This is a genomic window from Massilia eburnea (genome assembly GCF_050709955.1).
Taxonomy (GTDB): Bacteria; Pseudomonadota; Gammaproteobacteria; order Burkholderiales; family Burkholderiaceae_D; genus Rugamonas; species Rugamonas eburnea_A.
Genome location: NZ_JBNZFX010000003.1, coordinates 95,162 through 117,288, shown reverse-complemented (window position 1 = coordinate 117,288; position 22,127 = coordinate 95,162). Strand labels below are relative to the sequence as shown.

18 protein-coding genes are annotated in these 22,127 nt (G+C 62.0%); 15 read left to right on the top strand and 3 right to left on the bottom strand.

Annotated elements, in window-relative coordinates:
* The first annotated feature begins 61 nt into the window (after positions 1 to 61).
* The 9 genes from ACQ4MM_RS03680 (at position 62) to ACQ4MM_RS03640 (ending at position 11,442) form a co-directional block, all read left to right on the top strand.
* The gene (locus ACQ4MM_RS03680; protein WP_431476103.1) at positions 62 to 1,378 is read left to right on the top strand and encodes an aspartate aminotransferase family protein; all 1,317 of its coding nucleotides are present in this window, start codon (positions 62 to 64) and stop codon (positions 1,376 to 1,378) included.
* 207 nt (positions 1,379 to 1,585) lie between these two features.
* The gene (gene ald, locus ACQ4MM_RS03675) at positions 1,586 to 2,701 is read left to right on the top strand and encodes an alanine dehydrogenase (RefSeq protein WP_431476102.1); all 1,116 of its coding nucleotides are present in this window, start codon (positions 1,586 to 1,588) and stop codon (positions 2,699 to 2,701) included.
* Between the two features lie 15 nt (positions 2,702 to 2,716).
* Positions 2,717 to 4,219, top strand: coding sequence for a CoA-acylating methylmalonate-semialdehyde dehydrogenase (locus ACQ4MM_RS03670; protein ID WP_431476101.1), 1,503 nt, complete (start codon positions 2,717 to 2,719; stop codon positions 4,217 to 4,219).
* 11 nt (positions 4,220 to 4,230) lie between these two features.
* Positions 4,231 to 5,598 carry an NAD(P)-dependent oxidoreductase gene (locus tag ACQ4MM_RS03665; protein ID WP_431476100.1) on the top strand — a complete coding sequence of 456 codons (1,368 nt, stop codon included), beginning with the start codon at positions 4,231 to 4,233 and terminating at the stop codon, positions 5,596 to 5,598.
* The gene (preA, locus tag ACQ4MM_RS03660) at positions 5,598 to 6,884 is read left to right on the top strand and encodes an NAD-dependent dihydropyrimidine dehydrogenase subunit PreA (RefSeq protein ID WP_431476099.1); all 1,287 of its coding nucleotides are present in this window, start codon (positions 5,598 to 5,600) and stop codon (positions 6,882 to 6,884) included. Before ACQ4MM_RS03665 ends, preA begins: the two co-directional genes overlap by 1 nt.
* Entirely contained in the window at positions 6,881 to 8,359 is a 1,479-nt protein-coding gene (locus ACQ4MM_RS03655) for an NCS1 family nucleobase:cation symporter-1 (RefSeq protein WP_431476098.1), read from the top strand. Before preA ends, ACQ4MM_RS03655 begins: the two co-directional genes overlap by 4 nt.
* Positions 8,360 to 9,754 carry a dihydropyrimidinase gene (hydA, locus tag ACQ4MM_RS03650; protein WP_431476097.1) on the top strand — a complete coding sequence of 465 codons (1,395 nt, stop codon included), beginning with the start codon at positions 8,360 to 8,362 and terminating at the stop codon, positions 9,752 to 9,754.
* Positions 9,755 to 9,764: 10 nt separating this feature from the next.
* On the top strand, positions 9,765 to 11,000 hold the full coding sequence (locus ACQ4MM_RS03645) for a Zn-dependent hydrolase (RefSeq protein ID WP_431476096.1): 1,236 nt from the start codon (positions 9,765 to 9,767) through the stop codon (positions 10,998 to 11,000).
* Positions 11,001 to 11,007: 7 nt separating this feature from the next.
* Complete coding sequence (locus tag ACQ4MM_RS03640; RefSeq protein WP_431476095.1) at positions 11,008 to 11,442, top strand: EamA family transporter; 435 nt, start codon at positions 11,008 to 11,010, stop codon at positions 11,440 to 11,442.
* 84 nt (positions 11,443 to 11,526) lie between these two features.
* Here the strand turns inward: ACQ4MM_RS03640 and ACQ4MM_RS03635 are convergent, their stop codons facing one another.
* The gene (locus ACQ4MM_RS03635) at positions 11,527 to 12,162 is read right to left on the bottom strand and encodes a TetR/AcrR family transcriptional regulator (RefSeq protein ID WP_431476094.1); all 636 of its coding nucleotides are present in this window, start codon (positions 12,160 to 12,162) and stop codon (positions 11,527 to 11,529) included.
* Positions 12,163 to 12,255: 93 nt separating this feature from the next.
* On the opposite strand from ACQ4MM_RS03635, the gene ACQ4MM_RS03630 reads away from it, so the two are divergent.
* From ACQ4MM_RS03630 to ACQ4MM_RS03610, 5 genes are read left to right on the top strand one after another with little or no spacing between them, the layout of a single operon-like run.
* Positions 12,256 to 13,392: an acyl-CoA dehydrogenase family protein gene (locus tag ACQ4MM_RS03630; protein WP_431476093.1), complete on the top strand. Its 1,137-nt coding sequence runs from the start codon at positions 12,256 to 12,258 to the stop codon at positions 13,390 to 13,392.
* An 11-nt stretch (positions 13,393 to 13,403) separates the two neighbouring features.
* Complete coding sequence (locus ACQ4MM_RS03625; protein ID WP_431476092.1) at positions 13,404 to 14,609, top strand: acetyl-CoA C-acetyltransferase; 1,206 nt, start codon at positions 13,404 to 13,406, stop codon at positions 14,607 to 14,609.
* A 12-nt stretch (positions 14,610 to 14,621) separates the two neighbouring features.
* The gene (locus ACQ4MM_RS03620) at positions 14,622 to 16,754 is read left to right on the top strand and encodes a 3-hydroxyacyl-CoA dehydrogenase NAD-binding domain-containing protein (protein WP_431476091.1); all 2,133 of its coding nucleotides are present in this window, start codon (positions 14,622 to 14,624) and stop codon (positions 16,752 to 16,754) included.
* A gap of 1 nt (position 16,755) precedes the next feature.
* The gene (locus ACQ4MM_RS03615) at positions 16,756 to 17,835 is read left to right on the top strand and encodes a CaiB/BaiF CoA transferase family protein (RefSeq protein ID WP_431476090.1); all 1,080 of its coding nucleotides are present in this window, start codon (positions 16,756 to 16,758) and stop codon (positions 17,833 to 17,835) included.
* Positions 17,836 to 17,857: 22 nt separating this feature from the next.
* On the top strand, positions 17,858 to 18,796 hold the full coding sequence (locus ACQ4MM_RS03610; protein ID WP_431476089.1) for an alpha/beta hydrolase family protein: 939 nt from the start codon (positions 17,858 to 17,860) through the stop codon (positions 18,794 to 18,796).
* Here ACQ4MM_RS03610 and ACQ4MM_RS03605 read toward each other — a convergent pair.
* The gene (locus tag ACQ4MM_RS03605) at positions 18,771 to 20,540 is read right to left on the bottom strand and encodes an allantoate amidohydrolase (protein WP_431476088.1); all 1,770 of its coding nucleotides are present in this window, start codon (positions 20,538 to 20,540) and stop codon (positions 18,771 to 18,773) included. The genes ACQ4MM_RS03610 and ACQ4MM_RS03605 overlap by 26 nt on opposite strands.
* Before the next feature lie 119 nt (positions 20,541 to 20,659).
* Here ACQ4MM_RS03605 and yidD point away from each other — a divergent pair, with 119 nt between their 5' ends.
* Entirely contained in the window at positions 20,660 to 21,088 is a 429-nt protein-coding gene (yidD, locus tag ACQ4MM_RS03600) for a membrane protein insertion efficiency factor YidD (RefSeq protein ID WP_431476087.1), read from the top strand.
* Positions 21,089 to 21,093: 5 nt separating this feature from the next.
* Here the strand turns inward: yidD and ACQ4MM_RS03595 are convergent, their stop codons facing one another.
* On the bottom strand, positions 21,094 to 22,026 hold the full coding sequence (locus ACQ4MM_RS03595; protein WP_431476086.1) for a LysR substrate-binding domain-containing protein: 933 nt from the start codon (positions 22,024 to 22,026) through the stop codon (positions 21,094 to 21,096).
* Between the last annotated feature and the right edge of the window lie 101 nt (positions 22,027 to 22,127).

The window sequence follows — 22,127 nt, the reverse complement described above, 5'->3', positions numbered from 1 at the left end:
TGATTTTGCCAACTGGTAAAGTTTTTTGAGCATCGTAAAAAACCCACCGAGGGAGATAGCAATGAACGAAGCCCGGCCGCAGTCCCTGGCATCTTTCTGGATGCCGTTCACGAACAACCGAGATTTCAAGGCCAGTCCGCGCCTGCTGGTTTCTGCGGAAGGCGTGTATTACAAGGACGTCGATGGCAACCAGATCCTGGACGGCACCGCAGGCCTGTGGTGCGTACCGTGCGGCCACCGTCAGCCGAAAATCGTGGCGGCAGTCAGTGAAATGGTCGGCCAGCTTGACTTCGCGCCAACCTTCCAGATGGGCCACCCGGCCGCCTTCGACCTCGCCGAAAAACTGATGGAATATACCAACCATCGCTTCGGCCACGTGTTCTATACCAACTCCGGTTCCGAAGCGGTGGATACCGCGCTGAAGATTGCGCTGGCCTATCACAAGGCGCGCGGTGAAGCTTCCCGCACGCGCCTGATCGGCCGCGAGCGCGCTTATCACGGTGTCGGCTTCGGCGGCATCTCGGTCGGCGGCATTGCCGGCAACCGCAAGCCGTATGGCACGCTGCTGCCAGGCGTCGACCACCTGCCGCACACGCACAACCTTGAAAAGAACGCCTTCACGCGCGGCGAGCCGGAGTACGGCACGCACCTGGCCGATGAACTGGAGCGTATCGTGGCGCTGCACGACGCATCGACCATCGCCGCCGTGATCGTGGAACCGGTGGCCGGCTCCACCGGCGTGCTGGTGCCGCCAAAGGGCTACCTGAAGCGCCTGCGTGAACTGTGCACCAAGCACGGCATTCTGCTGATCTTCGATGAAGTGATCACCGGTTTTGGCCGCCTGACCACGCCGTTCGCGACCGACTACTTCGACGTCGAACCGGACATGATGACCGCCGCCAAAGGCCTGACCAACGGCACTATCCCGATGGGCGCGGTGTTCAGCAAGAAGTTCATCCACGACGCCTTCATGGATGCGCCGGCTGGCATTGAGCTGTTCCACGGATACACCTACACCGGCCACCCGGTGGCCTGCGCCGCGTCGCTGGCCACGCTGGAGGTATTCAAGGAACAGAAGCTGCTGGACCACGCCAAGGAGATCCAGCCGTACTGGGAAGATGCGGTGCATTCGCTGAAAGGCCTGCCGCATGTGATCGACATTCGCACCATTGGCCTGGTAGCCGGCATCGAGCTGGCGCCGCGGGCCGGTGCGCCTGGCGCGCGCGCTTACGCCGCGTTCAAGAAAGCTTTCGCGGATGGGCTGTTGATCCGCACCACCGGCGACATCATCGCGCTGTCGCCACCACTCACCTTTGAGAAGAAGCACATCGACGAATTGTTCGACAAGCTTGGAAAGGTTTTGAAGACGCTTGATTGAAAACCGGTAAACCGGGGTCTGACACAAGTGTCAGACCCTGTCTGATCAGCTGGCGCGGGGTTGGTTCCAGGTCTTTGATTTTCGTCGAAAGTCAAAAGCCTCGAACCAAAACCAATAGCGGCTGAGCAGACAGGGTCTGACACTTGCCGGATGGCCGTCCCGTCAGACCCCGGTTTACCGGTTCCTAAAAACGAGAGGAGACGAACCATGTTGGTAGGCGTACCGAAGGAAATCAAGAATCAGGAATCGCGCGTTGGCCTTACCCCGGCCAGCGTAAAGGAACTGACACTCCGCGGGCACCAGGTCATGGTGCAACACAACGCGGGCGCTGCAATCGGTCTGACCGACGAAATGTACGTGGGCTCCGGCGCTACGATCATCCCGACCGCGGAGGAAATCTTCGCCAAGGCCGAAATGATCGTCAAAGTGAAGGAGCCGCAGCCGCAAGAATGCGCAATGCTGCGTCAGAACCAGATTCTCTATACCTACCTGCACTTGGCGCCCGATCCCGAGCAGACCAAGGCGCTGGTGAAATCCGGCGCGGTCTGCCTTGCGTATGAAACCATCACCGGACCGAACGGCGGCTTGCCGCTGCTGGCGCCGATGAGCGAAGTGGCGGGGCGCATGTCGATCCAGGCCGGCGCCGCCCATCTTGAAAAATCCAAAGGCGGCATGGGCCTCCTGTTGGGCGGCGTGCCTGGCGTAGCCCCGGGCCATGTGGTGATTATCGGCGCCGGCGTGGTCGGCACCAATGCGCTGCAGATCGCAGTCGGCATGGGGGCACGCGTGACGGTGCTGGACAAGAACGTCGACCGCCTGCGCCAGCTTGACCTGGTGTTCGGCAACCGCATCCAGACCATGTTCTCCAACGCCCACACCATCGACGATGCGGTGACCGATGCCGACCTGGTGATCGGCGGCGTACTGGTGCCTGGCGCCGCGGCGCCAAAGCTGGTCACGCGCAGCATGGTGTCGCGCATGAAGCAAGGCTCGGTGGTGGTCGATGTGGCCATCGACCAGGGCGGCTGCTTTGAAACCTCGCACGCCACTACGCACGAAAGCCCGACCTTCATCGTCGATGGCGTAGTGCACTACTGCGTTGCCAATATGCCGGGCGCGGTTGCCCGTACTTCCACCTTTGCGTTGAACAACGCCACCATCGGCCATGCCGTCGCGCTGGCCGACAAGGGCTGGGCCAAGGCCATGAAGGCCAACCCGCACCTGCGCAATGGACTCAATGTCTGCCAGGGTCACGTCACCTATGAAGCGGTGGCGCACGATCTTGGCTATACCTATGTGCCGGCGGAATCGCTGCTGGCTTAATCCTCAGGGCTTGAAATGAGCAATCTCGATACCATTACCCACTTTATCAATGGCGCCAAGGTCGATACGGCCGGCGGGCGTTATGGCGACGTATTCAATCCCGCGCTGGGCGAACCGGTGGCCCGCGTGGCGCTCGGCACAGCAGAGGAAGTCGATGCCGCCGTGCGTGCTGCGGAAGCGGCTTTTCCGGCCTGGTCCAACACGCCGCCGCTGACCCGGGCGCGCGTGCTGTTCAAGTATCTCGAGTTGTGCCACCAGCACACCGAGGAATTCGCCGCCATGCTGACCCGTGAGCATGGCAAGACGTTCGCGGACGCCAAGGGTGAAGTGGCGCGTGGTATCGAGATGGTGGAATTCGCGGTCGGTATCCCGCAGCTGATGAAGGGCGAGTACACCGACCAGATCGCGCGCGGCATCGATGCCTGGTCGATGCGCATGCCACTGGGTGTGGTGGCCGGCATCACGCCATTCAACTTCCCGGTGATGGTGCCGATGTGGATGTTCCCGATCGCCATCGCTTGCGGCAATACCTTTATCCTCAAACCGTCCGAGCGCGATCCGTCGCCATCGCTGCTGCACGCGCGCTTGCTGAAGGAAGCCGGCCTGCCGGATGGCGTGTTCAACGTTGTGCAAGGCGATAAGGTGGCGGTTGACGCTCTGCTGGATCACCCGGTCGTGCAGGCGGTCAGCTTCGTCGGATCGACACCGATCGCGGAGTACATCTATTCGCGCGGCTCGCAGCATGGCAAGCGGGTACAGGCGCTGGGCGGCGCCAAGAATCATATGGTGGTGATGCCGGACGCCGATATGGATATGGCCGTTGATGCGTTGATGGGCGCTGCCTTCGGCTCTGCGGGAGAGCGCTGCATGGCGATCTCCGTTGTCGCGGCGGTCGGCGATGCGGCCGATAAACTGCTGGGCGCACTGAAAGAGCGCACGGCTGCACTGAAAGTGCGCGACGGCATGGCGTCCGATGCCGAAATGGGGCCGGTGGTGACGTCGGTCGCCAAGCAACGTATCGAGCGCCTGATTGGCGAAGGCGTGGAGCAGGGCGCGACCCTGGTGGTCGATGGCCGCAACTACCAGGTTGCCGACCGCCCGAACGGCTTCTTCATCGGCGGCACGCTGTTCGACCACGTCACGCCGGACATGACCATCTACAAAGAAGAGATCTTCGGCCCCGTGCTGTGCGTGGTGCGCCTGCCGGATGTGGCGACCGCAGTTGAGCTGATCAACAAGAATGAATACGGAAACGGCGTCGCAGTGTTCACGCGAGATGGCGGCGTGGCGCGCGAATTCGTACGCCAGATCCAGGTCGGCATGGTGGGTGTCAACGTGCCGCTGCCGGTGCCGATGGCATTCAATAGTTTCGGCGGGTGGAAGCGCAGCATGTTTGGCGACCACCACGCCTATGGTCCGGAAGGTGTGCGTTTCTACACCCGCCACAAGGCCGTGATGGAGCGCTGGCCAAATACCGCAAGTGCTGGCGCACAGTTTGCTTTCCCACAGATGAAGTGAGGATGGAACCAATGATCGAGTCACTCAAATACATACCGCAGCCGAAAGCCACGAACGAAGAGCTGGCCGGTCATTTCACGGACCTGGCGCCGCCCCTTACCGTGCGCCAGGCTGCTATTGAAAGCGCGCGCTGCCTGTATTGTTACGACGCGCCGTGTACGCGCATCTGCCCAACCAGCATCGACGTGGCCAGCTTCATCCGCAACATCCACGACAGGAACGTGAACGGCGCTGCTGTCACGATCCTGCAGCAGAACATCCTCGGTGGCAGCTGCTCGCGGGTGTGCCCGACCGAGATCCTGTGCGAGGACGCCTGCGTGCGCAATCATGACGCGGAAGGGCAGCCTGTCAAGATCGGCCTGCTGCAACGCTTTGCGCTCGATAACGCAACGCTGGACGGTCATCCGTTCCAGCGCGCGCCGTCGACCGGGAAGAAGGTGGCCGTTGTCGGCGCCGGCCCTGCAGGCTTGTCTTGTGCGCACCGCCTGGCCATGCTGGGCAACGATGTCGTCATTTTCGAAGCGCACGAGAAATCCGGTGGGCTGAATGAATACGGCATTGCGAAATACAAACTGACCGACAACTTCGCACAGAAGGAAGTCGACTTCCTGTTGGGGATCGGCGGCATCGAGGTGCGTCATGGCCAGAAGCTGGGCGCCAACCTGCACCTGAAAGAACTGCACGCGCAATACGATGCAGTCTTCCTCGGGCTGGGCCTGGGCGCCAGCCGGGCACTGGGCCTGACCGGCGAAGACGCTCCCGGGCTGATGGCGGCGGTGGATTACATCGCCGAACTGCGCCAAGCCGACGATCTTGCCAAGCTGCCGGTGCCGCGCCGCGCTATCGTGATCGGCGCCGGTAATACCGCCATCGACATGGCCGTGCAGATCCAGCGCCTCGGCGCGGAAGAAGTGACGATGGTTTATCGCCGCGGCTTCGACGCCATGAGCGCAACCCACCACGAGCAGGATATTGCCAAGGCCAACCAGGTGCGTATGCAGACCTGGGCGCAGCCGCAGCAGGTCCTGCTGGACGAAGCTGGCCGCGTGCGTGGCATGCGCTTCGAACGCACGGCGATGGAAGGATCCCGCATGATCGGCACCGGCATTACTTTTGAACTGCAGGCCGATGCGATTTTCAAGGCGATCGGCCAGGCGATGGAGCCGGCCGCTTTGGCCGATCCGTTGGCTGCGATGCTGAAGCGCGACGGCGACAAGATCCATGTGGATGACAGCTTACGTACCATCCTGCCGGGCATTTACGCCGGCGGCGACTGCGTCTCGCTGGGCCAGGACCTGACGGTGCAGGCCGTGGAGCACGGCAAGCGCGCCGCAATGGCGATCCATTCCGACATCCAATCGAAGAAGGGGGCAGCATAATGGCCGACCTGAGCGTCAACTTCTGCGGCATCAAGGCGCCGAATCCATTCTGGCTGGCTTCCGCACCGCCGACCGATAAGGCATACAACGTGATCCGCGCCTTTGAAGCAGGGTGGGGCGGCGTGGTCTGGAAGACGCTGGGCGAAGATCCGCCGGCGGTCAACGTGTCCTCACGCTACTCCGCCATTTATGGCAAAAACCGTGAAGTCCTGGGTTTCAATAACATCGAGCTGATTACCGACCGTTCGCTGGACTTGAACCTGCAGGAAATCACCGAGGTGAAGAAGGCCTGGCCGGACCGCGCGATTGTGGTGTCTCTGATGCTGCCTTGCGAGGAGCATTACTGGGCGGCGATCTTGCCGAAGGTGGAGGCGACCGGTGCCGACGGCATCGAGCTGAATTTCGGTTGCCCGCATGGCATGCCGGAGCGCGGCATGGGCTCCGCTGTCGGCCAAGTGCCGGAGTACGTGGAGCAGGTGACGGCATGGTGCAAGAAGCACACCAGGCTGCCGGTGATCGTCAAGCTGACACCGAATATTACCGACATCCGCCGCCCGGCACGTGCAGCCAAGTCCGGCGGCGCCGATGCGGTTTCGCTGATCAACACCATCAACTCCATCACCTCGCTGGACCTGGACAAGATGGTCGCCTTCCCCAACGTGGGCGGCGCCAGCACTCACGGCGGATATTGCGGGCCTGCGGTCAAGCCGATTGCACTGAACATGGTGGCCGAGATTGCGCGCGATCCCGAAACGCGCGGTTTGCCGATTTCCGGCATCGGCGGCATCGGCAACTGGAAGGATGCGGCTGAATTCATCGCGCTTGGCGCAGGTTGCGTGCAGGTCTGCACCGCGGCGATGCTGCACGGCTTCCGCATCGTGCAGGAGATGAAGGATGGCCTGGAGCGCTGGATGGATTCCAAGGGCTACAAGTCGCTGGACGATTTCATGGGCAAGGCGGTATCGAACACCACGGACTGGAAATTCCTGGACATGAATTACAAGTCCATCGCGCACATTAACCAGGACGACTGTATCAAGTGCGGCCGCTGTTATGTGGCCTGCGAGGATACGTCGCACCAGTCCATCTTCCAGCTGGTGGACGAAGCCACCGGCACGCGCACTTACAAGGTCAATGACGACGAATGCGTCGGCTGCAACCTGTGCGAGATTACCTGTCCGGTGCAAGGTTGTATTACGATGGTCGCGGTCCCAACGGGCAAACCTTACATGAACTGGACGCAGGATCCACGTAATCCTCGCGCCGAAATCAAGGAGACTGCATGAGCGACAATTCCCAGTTGTGGAACGAAGACCTGGCCCCGACCAATGAATCGCAGCGCACCTGGCGCTGGTATCACTTCGCTGCACTCTGGGTTGGGATGGTCATGTGCATTCCCGCCTACACGCTGGCTGCCAGCCTGATTGAAGGCGGCATGTCGGCGGGACAGGCTGTCCTCACTGTTTTCCTCGCCAATACCATTGTGCTGTTGCCGATGCTGCTGATCGGGCATGCAGGCACCAAGTACGGCATTCCATACGCGGTGTTGGCGCGCGCTTCGTTCGGAACTTCCGGCGCGCGGCTGCCGGCGCTGATGCGCGCCATTGTGGCCTGCGGGTGGTACGGCATCCAGACCTGGTTTGGCGGGCAGATGATCTATACGCTGCTTGGCGTGATGATGGGCGGCGAGATCGGAGGCGCCAAGATCGGCGGCCTTGGCATCAATGGCGCGCAGCTGCTTTGTTTCATCGCATTCTGGGCGATCCAGTTCTGGTACATCGTGCACGGCATGGATGCGATCCGCAAACTGGAAACTTATACCGCGCCACTGAAGATCATCATCTGCTTCGTGCTGCTTGGCTGGGTGTACCAGAAGGCGGGCGGCTTCGGTACCTTGCTGGAACAGCCATCGCAGTTCGTGGAAGGCGGTAAGAAAGCCGGTCAGTTCTGGCCGACGTTCTGGCCTTCGCTGACGGCGATGATCGGCTTCTGGGCCACGCTGGCGTTGAACATCCCCGACTTCACCCGCTTCGCGAAAACGCAGCGCGACCAGGTGCTGGGCCAGTCGGTTGGGCTGCCGGTGCCTATGGGCCTGCTGGCTGCGCTGGCGGTGATCGTCACTTCCGCCACCGTTGTTTTGTACGGCAAGGCGATCTGGGATCCGGTCGACCTGGCCAGCCGCATGACCGGAGTGGCAGTGCTGGTGGCGCTGGTGGTCCTGCTGATCGACACGATCTCGGTCAACCTGGCGGCCAACCTGGTTGGCCCGGCCTATGACTTTTCCGCGTTGGCGCCAAAGCATATTTCCTACCGTACCGGCGGCTACATCACTGCAGGCATCGCACTGGCGATGATGCCGTGGAAGCTGCTGGAGACCACGCAGGGCTATATCTTCACATGGCTGATTGGTTACTCGGCCTTGCTCGGCCCGATTGCGGGCGTACTGATCGTCGACTACTACCTGATTCGCAAGACCGAGCTGAACGTCGGCGCGCTGTATGTCGACAACGGTGAATACAGCTACACCAACGGCTGGAACTCCGCTGCGTTGCTGGCCTTTGCGTTTGGCGTGGCGCCCAATGTGCCGGGCTTCCTGAATGCAGCCTTCCCGGCATCGTTCGGTGACGTGGGCGAAGGCTTCAAGCTGATTTATACCTATGCATGGTTCGTCGGCATCGCGATCGCGGCGCTGGTGTACGGCATCTTGATGAAGGGCAGGGCGGCCAAGGCCGTGCAACCACCGATTCCGGAGAACGCGTAAATGGCAACTTTGATTCGTGGCGGTACTGTAGTCAACGCGGACCGTGCTTTCCGCGCCGACGTGCTGTGTGAGGGCGACAAGATCGTTGCCGTTGGCCCCGCGCTTGCAGCGCCGGCGGGGGCGGAAGTGATCGATGCCGGCGGCCAGTACGTGATGCCGGGCGGGATCGACCCGCACACCCACATGAACCTGCCCTTCATGGGCACTGTCACCCAGGATGATTTCTTCACAGGCACGGCGGCTGGCCTATCTGGCGGCAACACCACCATCATCGACTTCGTCATCCCCAGCCCTCAGCAACCGCTGCTCGAGGCTTATCACCAATGGCGGGGCTGGGCGGAGAAGGCGGCGGGCGACTACACCTTCCACGTGGCGATTACCTGGTGGTCGGACAAGGTGCATGAGGAAATGGGCACTCTGGTGCGTAACCATGGCGTGAACAGCTTCAAGCATTTCATGGCGTACAAGAACGCCATCATGGCGGACGATGAAACGCTGGTGAAAAGCTTCCGCCGAGCGCTGGAACTGGGCGCGATGCCGACCGTGCATGCCGAGAACGGCGAGCTGGTGTATCAGCTGCAGCAAGACCTTCTGCGCCAAGGGATCACCGGGCCGAAGGCGCATCCGCTGTCGCGTCCACCGGCGGTGGAGGCTGAGGCGGCCAACCGCGCCATCGCGATTGCCAACGTCCTGAATACGCCGCTGTATATCGTGCACGTGTCATGCAAGGAATCGCTGGACGCCATCACCCGCGCCCGCGCCGCCGGCCAGCGTGTGTACGGCGAGGCGCTGGCCGGCCACCTGATCGTGGACGACAGCGTGTACGACCATCCCGACTTCGAATTTGCAGCGGGACACGTCATGAGCCCGCCATTCCGCAGCCGCGAGCACCAGAAAGCGTTGTGGCAAGGCCTGCAAGGCGGTAACCTGCACACCACTGCCACCGACCACTGCACCTTCTGCGCCGAGCAGAAAGCGGCAGGCCGCAACGACTTCACCAAGATCCCGAACGGCTGCGGCGGCGTGGAAGACCGCATGGCCGTAATCTGGGATGAAGGCGTCAACAGCGGAAAGTTGACTCCGTCCGAATTCGTGCGCGTAACGTCGGCCAATGCTGCGCAGATCTTCAATATCTATCCGCGCAAGGGTGTGATAGCCGCCGGTTCGGATGCGGATATCGTGGTGTGGGACCCGGAAGGCACCCGCACGATTTCGGCCAAGACCCAGTTTGCAAAGGGCGGCTTCAATGTCTTCGAGGGACGTACAGTCAAAGGGATTCCGAGCACCACGGTGGCGGCAGGCAAGGTCGTTTTCCATCGTGGAGATTTGCGGGCAGTCGAAGGCGCAGGGCGCCACATCGACCGTCCAGCTTTTGCGCCAGTGACGGCGCGCTAAGGAGTGCAGTATGAGCGATCTACGCATTAACAGCGACCGCCTGTGGGACTCGCTGATGGAGCTGGCCAAAATTGGCGCGACCCCGAAAGGTGGGGTCAAACGCCTGACCCTGACGGACCTCGACAAACAGGGCCGCGACCTGGTGACAGGTTGGGCGCGCGATGCTGGATTGTCGATCACGGTCGACCAGATCGGCAATGTCTTCATGCGCCGCGACGGCGAAGACAACACGCTGCCGCCCATCATGACCGGCAGCCATATCGACACGCAGCCAACAGGCGGCAAGTTCGATGGCAACTATGGTGTGCTGGCAGGGCTGGAAGTCGTTCGCACCCTGAATGACAAGGGCGTCAAGACGCGCGCGCCAATCGAAGTCGCGTTCTGGACCAACGAAGAAGGCTCGCGTTTTGTGCCGGTGATGATGGGCTCCGGTGTTTTCTGCGGCGCCTTCACGCTGGAGCATGCCTACGCCGCCAAGGACACCGAGGGCAAGACGGTGGGCGAGGAGCTGGAACGCATCGGCTATAAAGGTGATGAAGTGCCCGGCCAGCACCCGATCGGTGCCTACTTCGAAACGCACATCGAGCAGGGCCCCGTGCTGGAGGATGCCGACAAGGTGATCGGAGTAGTGCCTGCCGTGATGGGCCTTTCCTGGTACGACTGCACCGTGACCGGGATGGAAGCCCACGCCGGCCCGACCCCGATGCACTTGCGCAAAGACGCGATGCAGGTCGCGGCCCAGATCATTCCCGAAGTCGTCGCCATCGCCAACCGCTACCCGCCGTATGGACGCGGCACGGTTGGCATGATGCAGGTCTTCCCCAACAGCCGCAACGTGATTCCCGGCGAGGTCAAGTTCAGCATCGACCTGCGCAATGTGAACGACGAGCTGCTGAACAAGATGCATGAAGACATGCTGGCCTTCATCGACAAGACTTCCGCCGAAACCGGCCTGCCGGTGAAGATCGAGCGCGTCTCTTATTACCCGCCATGCCCGTTCCATCCCGACTGCGTTGGCGCAGTTCGCAAGGCGACGGGGAAGCTGGGCTACTCCACGATGGACGTGGTCTCAGGCGCCGGCCACGACGCCATCTACGCCGCCCGCGTCGCCCCCGCAGGCATGATCTTCGTCCCCTGCAAGGACGGCATCAGCCACAACGAAATCGAAGACGCCAAGAAGGAACACCTGGAAGCCGGGTGCAATGTGCTGCTGCACGCCATGCTGGAACGAGCTGGCGCCGTGTGAGCTTAGTGTGAGCGCGCCGCACGGCTGGCTTTACTGGGCGTTGTTGTCGGCCGCTTTTGCCGCACTGACGGCCGTCTTCGCCAAGATCGGCATCCGCGATGTGGATTCCGATCTGGCGACGCTGGTACGAACCGTCATCATTGTTTTCGTGCTGGCGGCCTTTGTCGGCCTGACCGGCAAGTGGAGCGACCCACGCGAGCTGCCCGGTCGCACCCTGCTGTTCCTCACGCTCTCCGCGCTGGCGACCGGCGCCTCCTGGGTATGTTATTTCCGCGCGTTGCAACTGGGTGATGCATCGAGCGTCGCACCGGTGGATAAACTCAGTGTCGTGCTGGTGGCCATCTTCGCAGTCGTTTTCCTCGGCGAACGCCCGTCGCTGCAATCGTGGTGCGGCATCGGCATGATCGCTGGAGGCGCTCTGGTGCTTTCTCTTAAGGCTTAACGTCGAAGTATCCGCGCCGAGGCCGAAGAGTGGCTGGACCTGAAAATTCAGAAGTCAAAGCCATTTGCTTCCTGTGGGAGCTAACTAGCGTCCAAAGGCGATGCGCGTGATGGCGACAGTGGCTTCGTGGGCCAGGTCTTCCAGCTCTTTATGCTGGGGGCGGGTTTCGGAGATGAACAGCATGGTGCCCAGCATCTGCGCCACGATCAGCGTGCCGCGAATCTCGCACTGCTGCATCGACAAGGCCGGGTCGATCTCGTGGATCAGGTTGCGCAGCGTCCTGCGGGCGCGGGTCATCATGGTGTCGAACAGCTTGGTGGCGACCGGATGGCGGTTGGCCAAGGCGGCAATCTCGAAGAACAGGCCACTCGACACCTGGTCACGCAGGTCGGCCAGGAAGTAATCGATGATCGACTCGAATAACTCCACTCGCGGGCCAGAGCCGGCGGCGGCGACGCGTTCGTCGATGCCCGCCTGGTAGCGGGCGAACGTCTGTTCCAGCAGCGCTTCGATCAGGGCATCGCGGCTCGGGTAATAGTGCTGCACTGTCGACAGGCTCACGCCCACTTGTTGCGCCACGCCGCGCATGGCAAGTGCCGCATAACCGTCGTGCGCCAACAACAACCGTGCTGCCTCCAGGATCGCACTGGCGCGCTCAAACCCTTTGGTGGTGGTGTTCGATTCCTTTGCCTGCAGGGGCGTGTCTGACTTTTTCTTCATAGAGCACGAATTATCCCGTCGATTGACAAATAGGTCAACTGACCGATACTATTTCGGTCAACTGACCTATAACATCAACGGAGACCTTGCCTGATGATTCCTCGCACCCTATTCAACGAAGAACACGAGATGCTGCGCGAATCCGCGCGCCGCTTCATGGAAACTGAGATCGCACCGCACCACGAGCGATGGGAAGAGCAGGGCTACGTGGACCGCGATGCCTGGCTGAAGGCCGGCGCCGCAGGCTTCCTGTGCCCTACCATGCCGGAGCAGTACGGCGGCGTAGGCGTGGACCGCCGCTACAGCATGGTGTTGATCGAGGAGCAGGCGCGCGTCGGCGCTTCCGGCCCGGGATTCATGCTGCACTCGGAAATCGTGGCCCCGTACATCCTGCACTATGGCAGCGAGTACCTGAAATCGCACTACATTCCCAAGCTGGCCACCGGCGAAATGATTGGCGCGATTGCGATGACCGAACCAGGCACCGGCTCCGACCTGCAAGGCGTTGCGACCACTGCTATCCGTGACGGCGACCACTACATCATGAATGGCTCCAAGACTTTCATCACCAACGGCTGGAATGCCGACTGCGTGATCGTGGTCGCCAAGACCGATCCAACGGCCGGTGCCAAGGGCATCAGCCTGTTCGTGGTCGACACCACGATGCAAGGCTTCAGCAAAGGCAAGCGCCTGAAGAAGGCCGGCATGAAGGCGCAGGATACTTCCGAGCTGTTCTTCGAGAACGTGCGCGTACCGGCGAAAAACTTGCTGGGCGAAGAGGGCATGGGGTTCAAGTACCTGATGCAGGAACTGCCGTGGGAGCGCATGCAGATCGCGATCATGGCCGTGCAAGCTGCCGAATCGGGCCTTGAATGGACCGTGCAATACACGCGTGACCGCAAGGCCTTCAAGCGCCCGATTGCGGAGTTCCAGACCATCGCCCACACGCTGGCCGAGATCAAGACCGAGGTGCAGATGTGCCGCGTGTTCGTGGACCGCTGCATGGAACTGCTGATTGAAGACAAGCTGGATGCCGCGACGGCGTCGATGGCGAAATACTGGACCACCGAGATGCAGTTCCGCGTGCTGGACAAGTGCGTGCAGCTTCACGGCGGCTATGGTTATATGTGGGAATACCCGATCACCCGCGCCTGGGCCGACGCACGCGTGCAGCGCGTGTATGGCGGCACCAATGAGATCATGAAAGAACTGATCAGCCGCACGCTGTAAAGGAGACCAGCTTGGAAGCTTATATCTTTGATGCCGTGCGCACGCCGCGCGGCAAGGGCAAGAAGGACGGTTCGCTGCACGGCGTAACCCCGCTGCGTTTGGCGGAGACTGCGCTACGTGCGCTGGTCAGCCGCAACAATTTCGACAGCGCGATCATCGACGACGTGGTGTTGGGCTGCGTGGAGCCGGTTGGTGAGCAGGGCGCCTGTATCGGCCGTGTGGCGGCGCTGGCGTCCGGCTACGCCGAATCAGTAGCAGGCGTGCAGATCAACCGCTTCTGCGCTTCGGGCCTGGAGGCCTGCAATATGGCTGCGGCCCAGGTGATGTCCGGCCAGTCCGACATGGTGGTCGGCGGCGGCGTCGAAGCGATGTCGCGTGTACCAATGGGTTCTTCGGGCGGCGCATGGCCGGTCGATCCGCAAAGCGCCTTCGACTCCTACTTTGTTCCGCAAGGGATTTCTGCGGATGCGATTGCCACTATCTGGGGCTACAGCCGCCGCGATGTCGATGCGTATGCCGTCGAGTCGCAGCAACGTGCCCACCGCGCATGGCAAGAGGGCCGCTTCGCTCGTTCGGTCGTGCCCGTGATGGACCGCAATGGCTTGACCATGCTGGCGCGCGATGAACTGGTGCGCCCGGAAGCTACCGTTGAATCGCTTGGCGCGCTGAAGGCCTCGTTCGCCGAGATGGGCGCCAACTTCGGCTTCGACTCCGTCATCACACAGCGCTATCCGCAGATCGAGCAAATGCAGCACGTGCATCATGCCGGCAACAGCTCCGGCATCGTGGACGGCGCGGCGGCGGTGCTGATCGGTACCCGGGAAGCAGGCGAGCGCGCTGGCCTGAAACCGCGTGCCCGTATCCGCTCCTTTGCATCCATCGGCAGCGAACCATCCATCATGCTGACGGGCCCAAGCTACGCCGCGGAAAAAGCATTGAAGCGCGCTGGCATGAATGCGTCTGACATCGACCTGTATGAACTGAACGAAGCCTTTGCTTCCGTGGTGCTGCGTTTCATGGAAATGATGAATGTGCCGCACGAGAAAATGAACGTGAATGGTGGCGCCATCGCCATGGGCCACCCGCTGGGCGCGACCGGCGCCATGATCCTCGGCACCCTGCTGGACGAGCTGGAACGCCGCAACCTGCAGACCGGCCTTGCCACGCTGTGCGTCGGCGCGGGCATGGGCACAGCCACCATCATCGAGCGCATTTAAGGGAGACAGACAATGATTGATTACAGCCTGGATTCGCATGGCATTGCCACCCTGAGCTGGAATATGCCGGGCCGCAGCCAGAATGTGCTGAATGAGGAAAGCTGCGTTGCGTTGTGCGAATTGGTGGAGCGCGTAGTTGTCGATGCCGCGGTAAAGGGCATATTGATGACGTCCGCCAAGCCAGACTTCATCGCTGGCGGCGACCTGGAATGGCTGCTGTCCGCCAAGACCGCCGAGATGTTGTTCGAGCGCGTGGTGCGCCTGGATCGCGCGCTGCGCAGGCTGGAAACCTGCGGCAAGCCGGTCGCCATGGCGCTGCCTGGCACGACGCTGGGTGGTGGCCTGGAAGTGGCGCTGTGCGGACATTACCGCGTGGCGGCGGATAACCCGAAAGCGCGTTTCGGGTTGCCGGAAGTGACGCTTGGCCTGCTGCCGGGCGGTGGCGGCACGCAGCGCTTGCCGCGCCTGGTCGGCATCCAGAAGTCGTTGCCGCTGCTGTTGGAGGGCAAGCGCCTGACTGCCGGCGCGGCGCGCGAGTTGGGCATCCTGAATGAAGTGGTTGCGGCCGGCGGAGAAGTGGCGGCGGCACGTGCATGGCTGGAGAGCGCGATTGCTGCGGGTGGTGTGCAGCAACCATGGGACGCGAAGGGATTCAAGATTCCTGGCGGAGCTGTGTCCTCACCGGCAGTTCAGCAGGTCTTCATGGCCGCCAACGCCATGCTGCGGGCCAAGACCTATGGCAACTATCCTGCGCCGCGCAATATCCTGTCCTGCGTGTACGAAGGCCTGATCACGGACCTCGACACCGGCTTGATGACGGAAGCTCGCTACTTCGTGCAAACGGTGTTGTCGCCGGAAGCGAAGAATATGATCCGCACGCTGTTCTTCAGCATGAATGAGGCAAACAAGCTGGCCTCGCGTCCGAAAGACGTGCCGCAGCAAAAGTACAGCAAGATTGGCGTGCTGGGGGCAGGCATGATGGGGGCCGGCATTGCTTATGTCGCAGCCAAGGCGGGCATCGAAGTGGTGCTGGTCGATACTGCGCAGGAAGCAGCTGAGAAAGGCAAAGCGTATTCGGCAGCGCTGCTCGCCAAGCAGCAGCAACGTGGCCAGGTCTCCGCCGAAAAAGCGGAAGCGTTGCTGGCGCGTATTACCGCGACGACCGACTTCGCGCTGCTGGCCGGGGCTGACCTTGTGGTGGAAGCGGTGTTTGAAGATCGCGGCATCAAGGCTGACGTGACGCGCCGTGCGGAGGCTGTTCTGGGCGCCGATGCGATTTTCGCGTCGAATACTTCCACCTTGCCGATCAGCGGCCTGGCGGAAGCGAGCGCGCGCCCGGCCAACTTCATCGGCCTGCATTTCTTCTCGCCTGTGGACCGCATGGCTATCGTCGAAATCATCGTCGGCAAAGAGACCTCCGATGCCACGCTGGCGCGTTCGATGGACCTGGTGCGCGCATTGGGCATGACGCCGATTGTGGTTAACGATTCGCGCGGGTTCTATACGAGCCGGGTGTTCTCGACCTATGTGTTGGAGGGCCTGGCGCTGCTGGCCGAAGGTGTAGCGCCCGCGCTGATCGAAAACGCCGGCCTGCAGGCCGGCATGCCGGTCGGCCCGCTCGCGCTGACCGATGAAGTGTCATCCGAATTGATCTGGAAGATCGATCGCCAGACCCGCGTTGACCTGGGCGACGCATACAAGGGGCGCCCAGGCCACGAAGTTGCGGCGCGCATGGTGGAACTGGGCCGCATCGGCAAGAAGGCCGGCAAGGGCTTTTACGACTATCCGGAGGGTGGCAAGAAGTCGCTGTGGAGCGGCCTGGCGGAGTTGTTCCCGCGGGCCGCAGTGCAGCCCGACGTCAGCGCTGTGGTGGAACGCCTGACTGTGGTGCAGGCCGTGGAAACCGCGCGCTGCATGGACGAGGGCGTGCTGCGTTGCGTGCGTGACGCGGACGTCGGTGCTATCCTCGCTTGGGGCTTCCCACCATTCCGCGGCGGTCCATTGAGCATGGTCGACAATGCCGGCCCGGCGGTCTTTGTGGCGCAGTGCGAACGACTGGCAGCCGTGCACGGCGACCGTTTCATGCCGCCTGCGCAGTTGAAAGCAATGGCTGCTACCGGAGCTACTTACTACACGGAGCGTTGAGATGGGTGTGCTGTCCGGAGTCAGGATCATCGAGATTGCGGGCATCGGCCCGGGACCGTTTTGCGGCATGCTGCTGGCGGACCTGGGCGCGGAAGTGATCGTGGTCGAGCGCCCCGGGCCGGCGGAGATTCCGAGCGCCGGCATCCTGCGCCGGGGCAAGCGCTCGCTGGCGCTGGACCTGAAGGAACCCGGCGCCATCGACACGGTGCTGCAGCTGATCGAGGATGCCGATGGCTTGATCGAAGGCATGCGGCCCGGCGCAATGGAGCGCCTTGGTCTTGGGCCGGAAGTATGCCTGGCGCGCAATCCGCGCCTGGCTTACGGTCGCATGACCGGCTGGGGCCAGGAAGGCCCGCTGGCGCAAGCGGCAGGGCATGACAACAACTACATCGCGCTCTCCGGCGCGCTGCATTACGCCGGGGCGGGCGACGTGCCGCCGGTAACGCCACCAACGCTGGTGGGCGACCTTGGCGGCGGTGCGTTGTATCTTGCGTTGGGACTCGTTTCCGCCATCTTGCACGCACGCGGCGGCGGCAAGGGACAGGTGATCGACGCCGCCATCGTTGACGGTTCTGCCCACATGATGAACCTGCTGCTCGACTTGTCGGCGGCTGGCTTGATGCGCGAGCCGCGCGGTACATCGGTACTCGATGGCCCGCACTGGTTCAACACCTATCGCTGCAAGGATGGACGCGACATTACGGTAGGAGCATTGGAAGGCAAATTCTACAAGCTGCTGTTGGAAAAACTCGGACTGGCCGAAGACCGGCGTTTCGCGGCCCAGCATGCTGCGGGCCAGTGGCCGCTGCAACGGGCTGCATTTGCGGAGTTGTTTGCAATGCGTACGCGCGATGATTGGTGTGCGCTGCTGGAAGGAACGGATGCCTGTTTTGCGCCAGTGCTGGCGCCGTCCGAGGCTGCCCGGCATCCGCATTTGCAAGCCCGTGGTACCTATGCGACTGCAGGAATATTGCAAGCGAACGCCGCGCCGCGTTTCTCCGGTACGCCTGCACCGGCGGCCCCGAATGCGATTCCCGCCGTCGGCCAGCATAACGAAGAGATCCTGTCACAACTTCGTTGAAGGCGATAGAATCCGCTATTTCATGAAATTCAAACAACTCATCCTGGCTTTGCCGGCTGTGTGCCTGATGCACCTGGCGTCCAATGCGATGGCGCAGTCTTCGCCCGAATCGGCTTTGGTCCAGGCGCGCGCCGGTTTCACTACCAAGATCATTCGTAAAGGCGAGAAGTACCCGGCCATCCCCGCGCCACCGGCAGGCGTCTTTGAGCGTGTGCATTACAAGTCGCCGGCTGGCGCTTTAGCAGCTTATGTCACCCCGAAACCGCAGGGGAACGGCAAATACCCGGCCATCATATGGATCACCGGGGGTGACAGCAGCTCCCTGGAACAGATGTGGGCACCAAAGCCGCGCGAGAACGACCAGAGCGCAGCCGCATACCGCAAGCCGGGACTGGTGCTGATGTTGCCGAGCCTGCGCGGCGGGAACGACAATCCAGGCCGGCGCGAAGGCTTCTACGGCGAAGTGGATGACGTGATCGCTGCCGCGGATTACCTGGCCAGCCTGCCGTATGTTGATCCTCAACGCATCTACCTGGGCGGGCATAGCACCGGCGGTACTCTTGTAATGCTGGTCGCGGAAAGCACCCGGCGATTCCGGGGCAGCTTTGCGTTCGGACCGGTAGCTTCGGCGCATTACTACGGCGAGGACTACAACTACTACGACATCAAGGACATGCAGGAAGTGACGCGCCGCGCACCGATCCTGTGGATGGACTCGGTCCGCAGCCCGTTGTTCGTGCTGGAAGGCGCCATCGGCGGCAATGTGCAAGACCTGCAGGACATGCGCCTTAAGAACAAGAACAAGGCTATCCGCTTCATGGAAGTGGCGAACAAGTCCCACTTCAGCATCCTCGCTCCCGCCAACGATATGATCGCGGCAAAAATCATCTCCGCCGCGAACAGTGGCGGCGAAGTCGATATCAGCCCGGCCGATATCAGCGAGTTATCGAAGCGCCGCTAACGAAATTGCGCAGGAAGTCCAGCAGCACCGTGGTTGCGACTTCTGCGTCGTCGGCGGTCATGGTCTCCAGTGGGTTGTGGCTGATGCCACCATTCCCGCAGCGTGTGAACAGCATGCAGACGTCGGTCAGGGCGGCAATCGCCATTGCATCGTGGCCGGCGCCGGATAGCAGGTCGAAGCGCGGCAGGCCGCTGCGCTGGACTGCATCGCCCAACTGCTGCATCAGCCATGGTGCGCATGGTGCCGCGTTGGCTTCAACGATCTTCTCCACCTTGAACTCGATGTTGCGGCGGGCGCAAATTGCCGCCAGTCCATCCAGTACGTCGCGCACGGCTGCCTCGCGCACCGCGTCGTCGGCAGCGCGAATGTCGAGCGACAGTTTGCATGCGCCCGGAATGACGTTGACGGAGCCGCCTGGTACCTGAAGCTGACCGACGGTGCCGACCAATGCTTCGCCATGCGCACAACGCTGCTCGACCAGTAGAACGACTTCGGCCGCCGCTGCGGCGGCATCTTTTCGCATATGCATCGGCGTGGTGCCAGCGTGGCTGGCGACGCCTTGCAGCTCAACCAGGAAGCGCGAACTGCCCGCTATGGCAGTGACCACGCCGACCGGCAGGCCACGCTGCAGCAATACTGGACCTTGCTCGATGTGGACCTCGACGTAAGCGGCGATATCTTCGCGTCGCCGAGCGATGGATGGAATAGCGGCGGCATCATGGCCGGCGGCGGCCAGCGCGTCGCGCATCTTGATGCCATCGGCGTCCACTGCATCCAGCAGGGACATATCGAATTTTCCGGTGACGGCATTACTGCCCAGGAAGGTGCTGCGGAAACGCACGCCTTCTTCTTCCGCAAAGCCGATCACTTCGAAATTGAACGGCAGCTTTTCGCCCTTGGCATGCAGGTGGCGTACAACGGCGATCGGCAGCAGGATGCCGAGGCGGCCATCGTATTTGCCGCCGTTGCGCACGGTGTCGTAATGCGAACCGGTGAGGATGGTCTTCGCGCCCGGCACGTCGGACAGGTAGCGGCCGACCACGTTGCCGACAGCATCGATCTCGACCTGCATGCCGGCCTCGCGCATCCAGGTGGCCAGTTGTGTTGCGATGGCGCGGTGGGCGTCGGTCATGTAAGCGCAGGTGAGGGCGCCTTCGTCGTCGCTCCACTGCGCCAGCTCTTCAGACCATTGCATGATTTGCGGGCCGAACTCCAGATTCACTCCGAGCAGGTCGTTCAGTCGGATTTCGGCGATACGGTGAATCTGGCGCAGGCACTCCGCCATTTCGTCAGCCTTCTGGTTCTTCAGGCGGCGCGCAAAGGTGGAGATGACGGCTTCACGCGTCAGGCCCTGTCCCGTCGGACCTTTGACGGCGAGGATGAAGGGGAAGCCGAACTTGGCGTTGTAGTCGGCGTTCAGCTTGTGCAGGGTAGCAAATTCCTCCGCGCTGCACAGGTTCAGGCCAGACTTGGCCTGTTCGCCGGTCGATTCGGCGGTCAGTTGGCCGGCGATGGCGGCCTTGCCGGCCAATTCCGGGTGGGCGCGGATCAGGCCGAGCTGCTCGGCTTCGGATGCGCCGGTGACCACGCTTTGCAAGGCCTGCTTCAGCGCGGCCAACGACGTAAAGGGCCGCTGCGCCGCCGCCCGTTCGGGAATCCATGGCGAGTGCTCATAAATGCCGCGCAGGCGGTTAACAAAAGCAGCCAGGTCGCAGGAGTTCAGTTCAGGGAGAGTGGTGGTCATCGCAGTTGTCCTATCTTGAACAATCGATCATATCCCGCCGAGGCAGCCCGGCCTATAAGCAGGTGGGAATGTAGCCCCTATACGATATGATATAGCCTCCTCAATATAACGGAGTGCCAATGAAGGGATTGCTGCTGTGGGCAATCAGCTTATACCAGCGCTTTATCTCGTCTTACAAAGGCTATTCCTGCGCCCATCGGGTATACAAAGGTGGCCAGGGATGCTCCGGTTATGGGTATAGAGCGATCGCGCGCCATGGCACCCGCAAGGGCCTCGCATTGCTGCATCGCCGGTTACAGGCGTGCGGCACCCAACTCCGGCTGCACAATCCCCGCATGCATCCACAGGCCGGTAGCTGCGACCTGCCGGACGTGAACTGCCATGGCTGCGACGCCCGGTGTGGCGATGCGCTCGATGTTGCCGATTGCTGTGTAAGCGTCGGCGACTGCTGGCCGGGACGCAGCCGGGATATGAAGACCGGCCCCGGCGTCGAAGATAAGAGGAAGGAATATGAGCGCCTCCGCCGCGAACGCGAGCGGAAAAAGTAGCCCCGTTAAGTCAACGCCTTGGCGGCGGCGGTTACCTGGTCGCGCAGCCATTTGTGTTCGGGGGCCTGGTGCACTCGCTCGTGCCAGAGCTGGTAGAAGCGCATCGGCGGGAACTTGACCGGCGGGGTGAATACCTTGAGCGGCAGCGAGTTTTCATAGAAGCGCAGGAACTGGCGGCCGGTAGTCAGTACCAAGTCGGTCTGCGCCAGCATGTAGGGGATCAGGCTGAAATAGGCCGATTCCACCGCCACATTGCGCCGCATGCCCTGGCGTTCCAGGAAGGAGTCGATCACGCCGCCGTAGCCTGGCACCATCTGCGATGGCGCGACGTGGGGCAGGGTGAGGTAGTCGTCCAGCGACATCGCATCGCTGGCGGTGCGCTTGGCGTATGGGCTGCCGGCGTGCATGGCGCAAACGATCGGGTCTTCGAACAGCTTGGAAATGTGCAGGTGCTGCGGCGGCTCGTCCCAGTTGGCGATGACCAAGTCCATGTCGCCGTCCGACAGCAGGCGCAGGTAGTCGGTGCCGGGGCCGATCGAGTGGATCACCACGCGGCTTTTGGGCGAGCCGCGGCGCAGCATCGCCACCACGTTCGGCAGGAACTGGCTGTCCAGGTAATCCGGTGCCGCGATATTGAAGGTCCGTGCTTCTTCCTGCGCCACGAATGGCGTCTTTTTCACGAACAGCGATTCCGTTTCGTCCAGGATGCGCTTGGCCGGCTTGAGCAGGCTTTCGCCGTGCTGGGTCGGCACCATGCCGCGCGCGCCGCGCACCAGCAGGGGGTCGCCAGTCAGTTCGCGCAGTTTGCGCAGCGAGGCCGAAATGGAGGGCTGCGGCTGATTCAGTTTGAGCGCCACGCGCGACACGTTCTTCTCGACCAGCAGCAGGTAGAGAATTCGGATGAGGTGAATATCGAGGTGTTGCGGCAGGCCGGACATCTTGCGTACGTATATGAATTCGAATATCTTGAATATACGACATATTTCATGTTGCAGGGGCTCGAAAACGCGTATCTTCGATAGATTGCCACTTCTTCAAC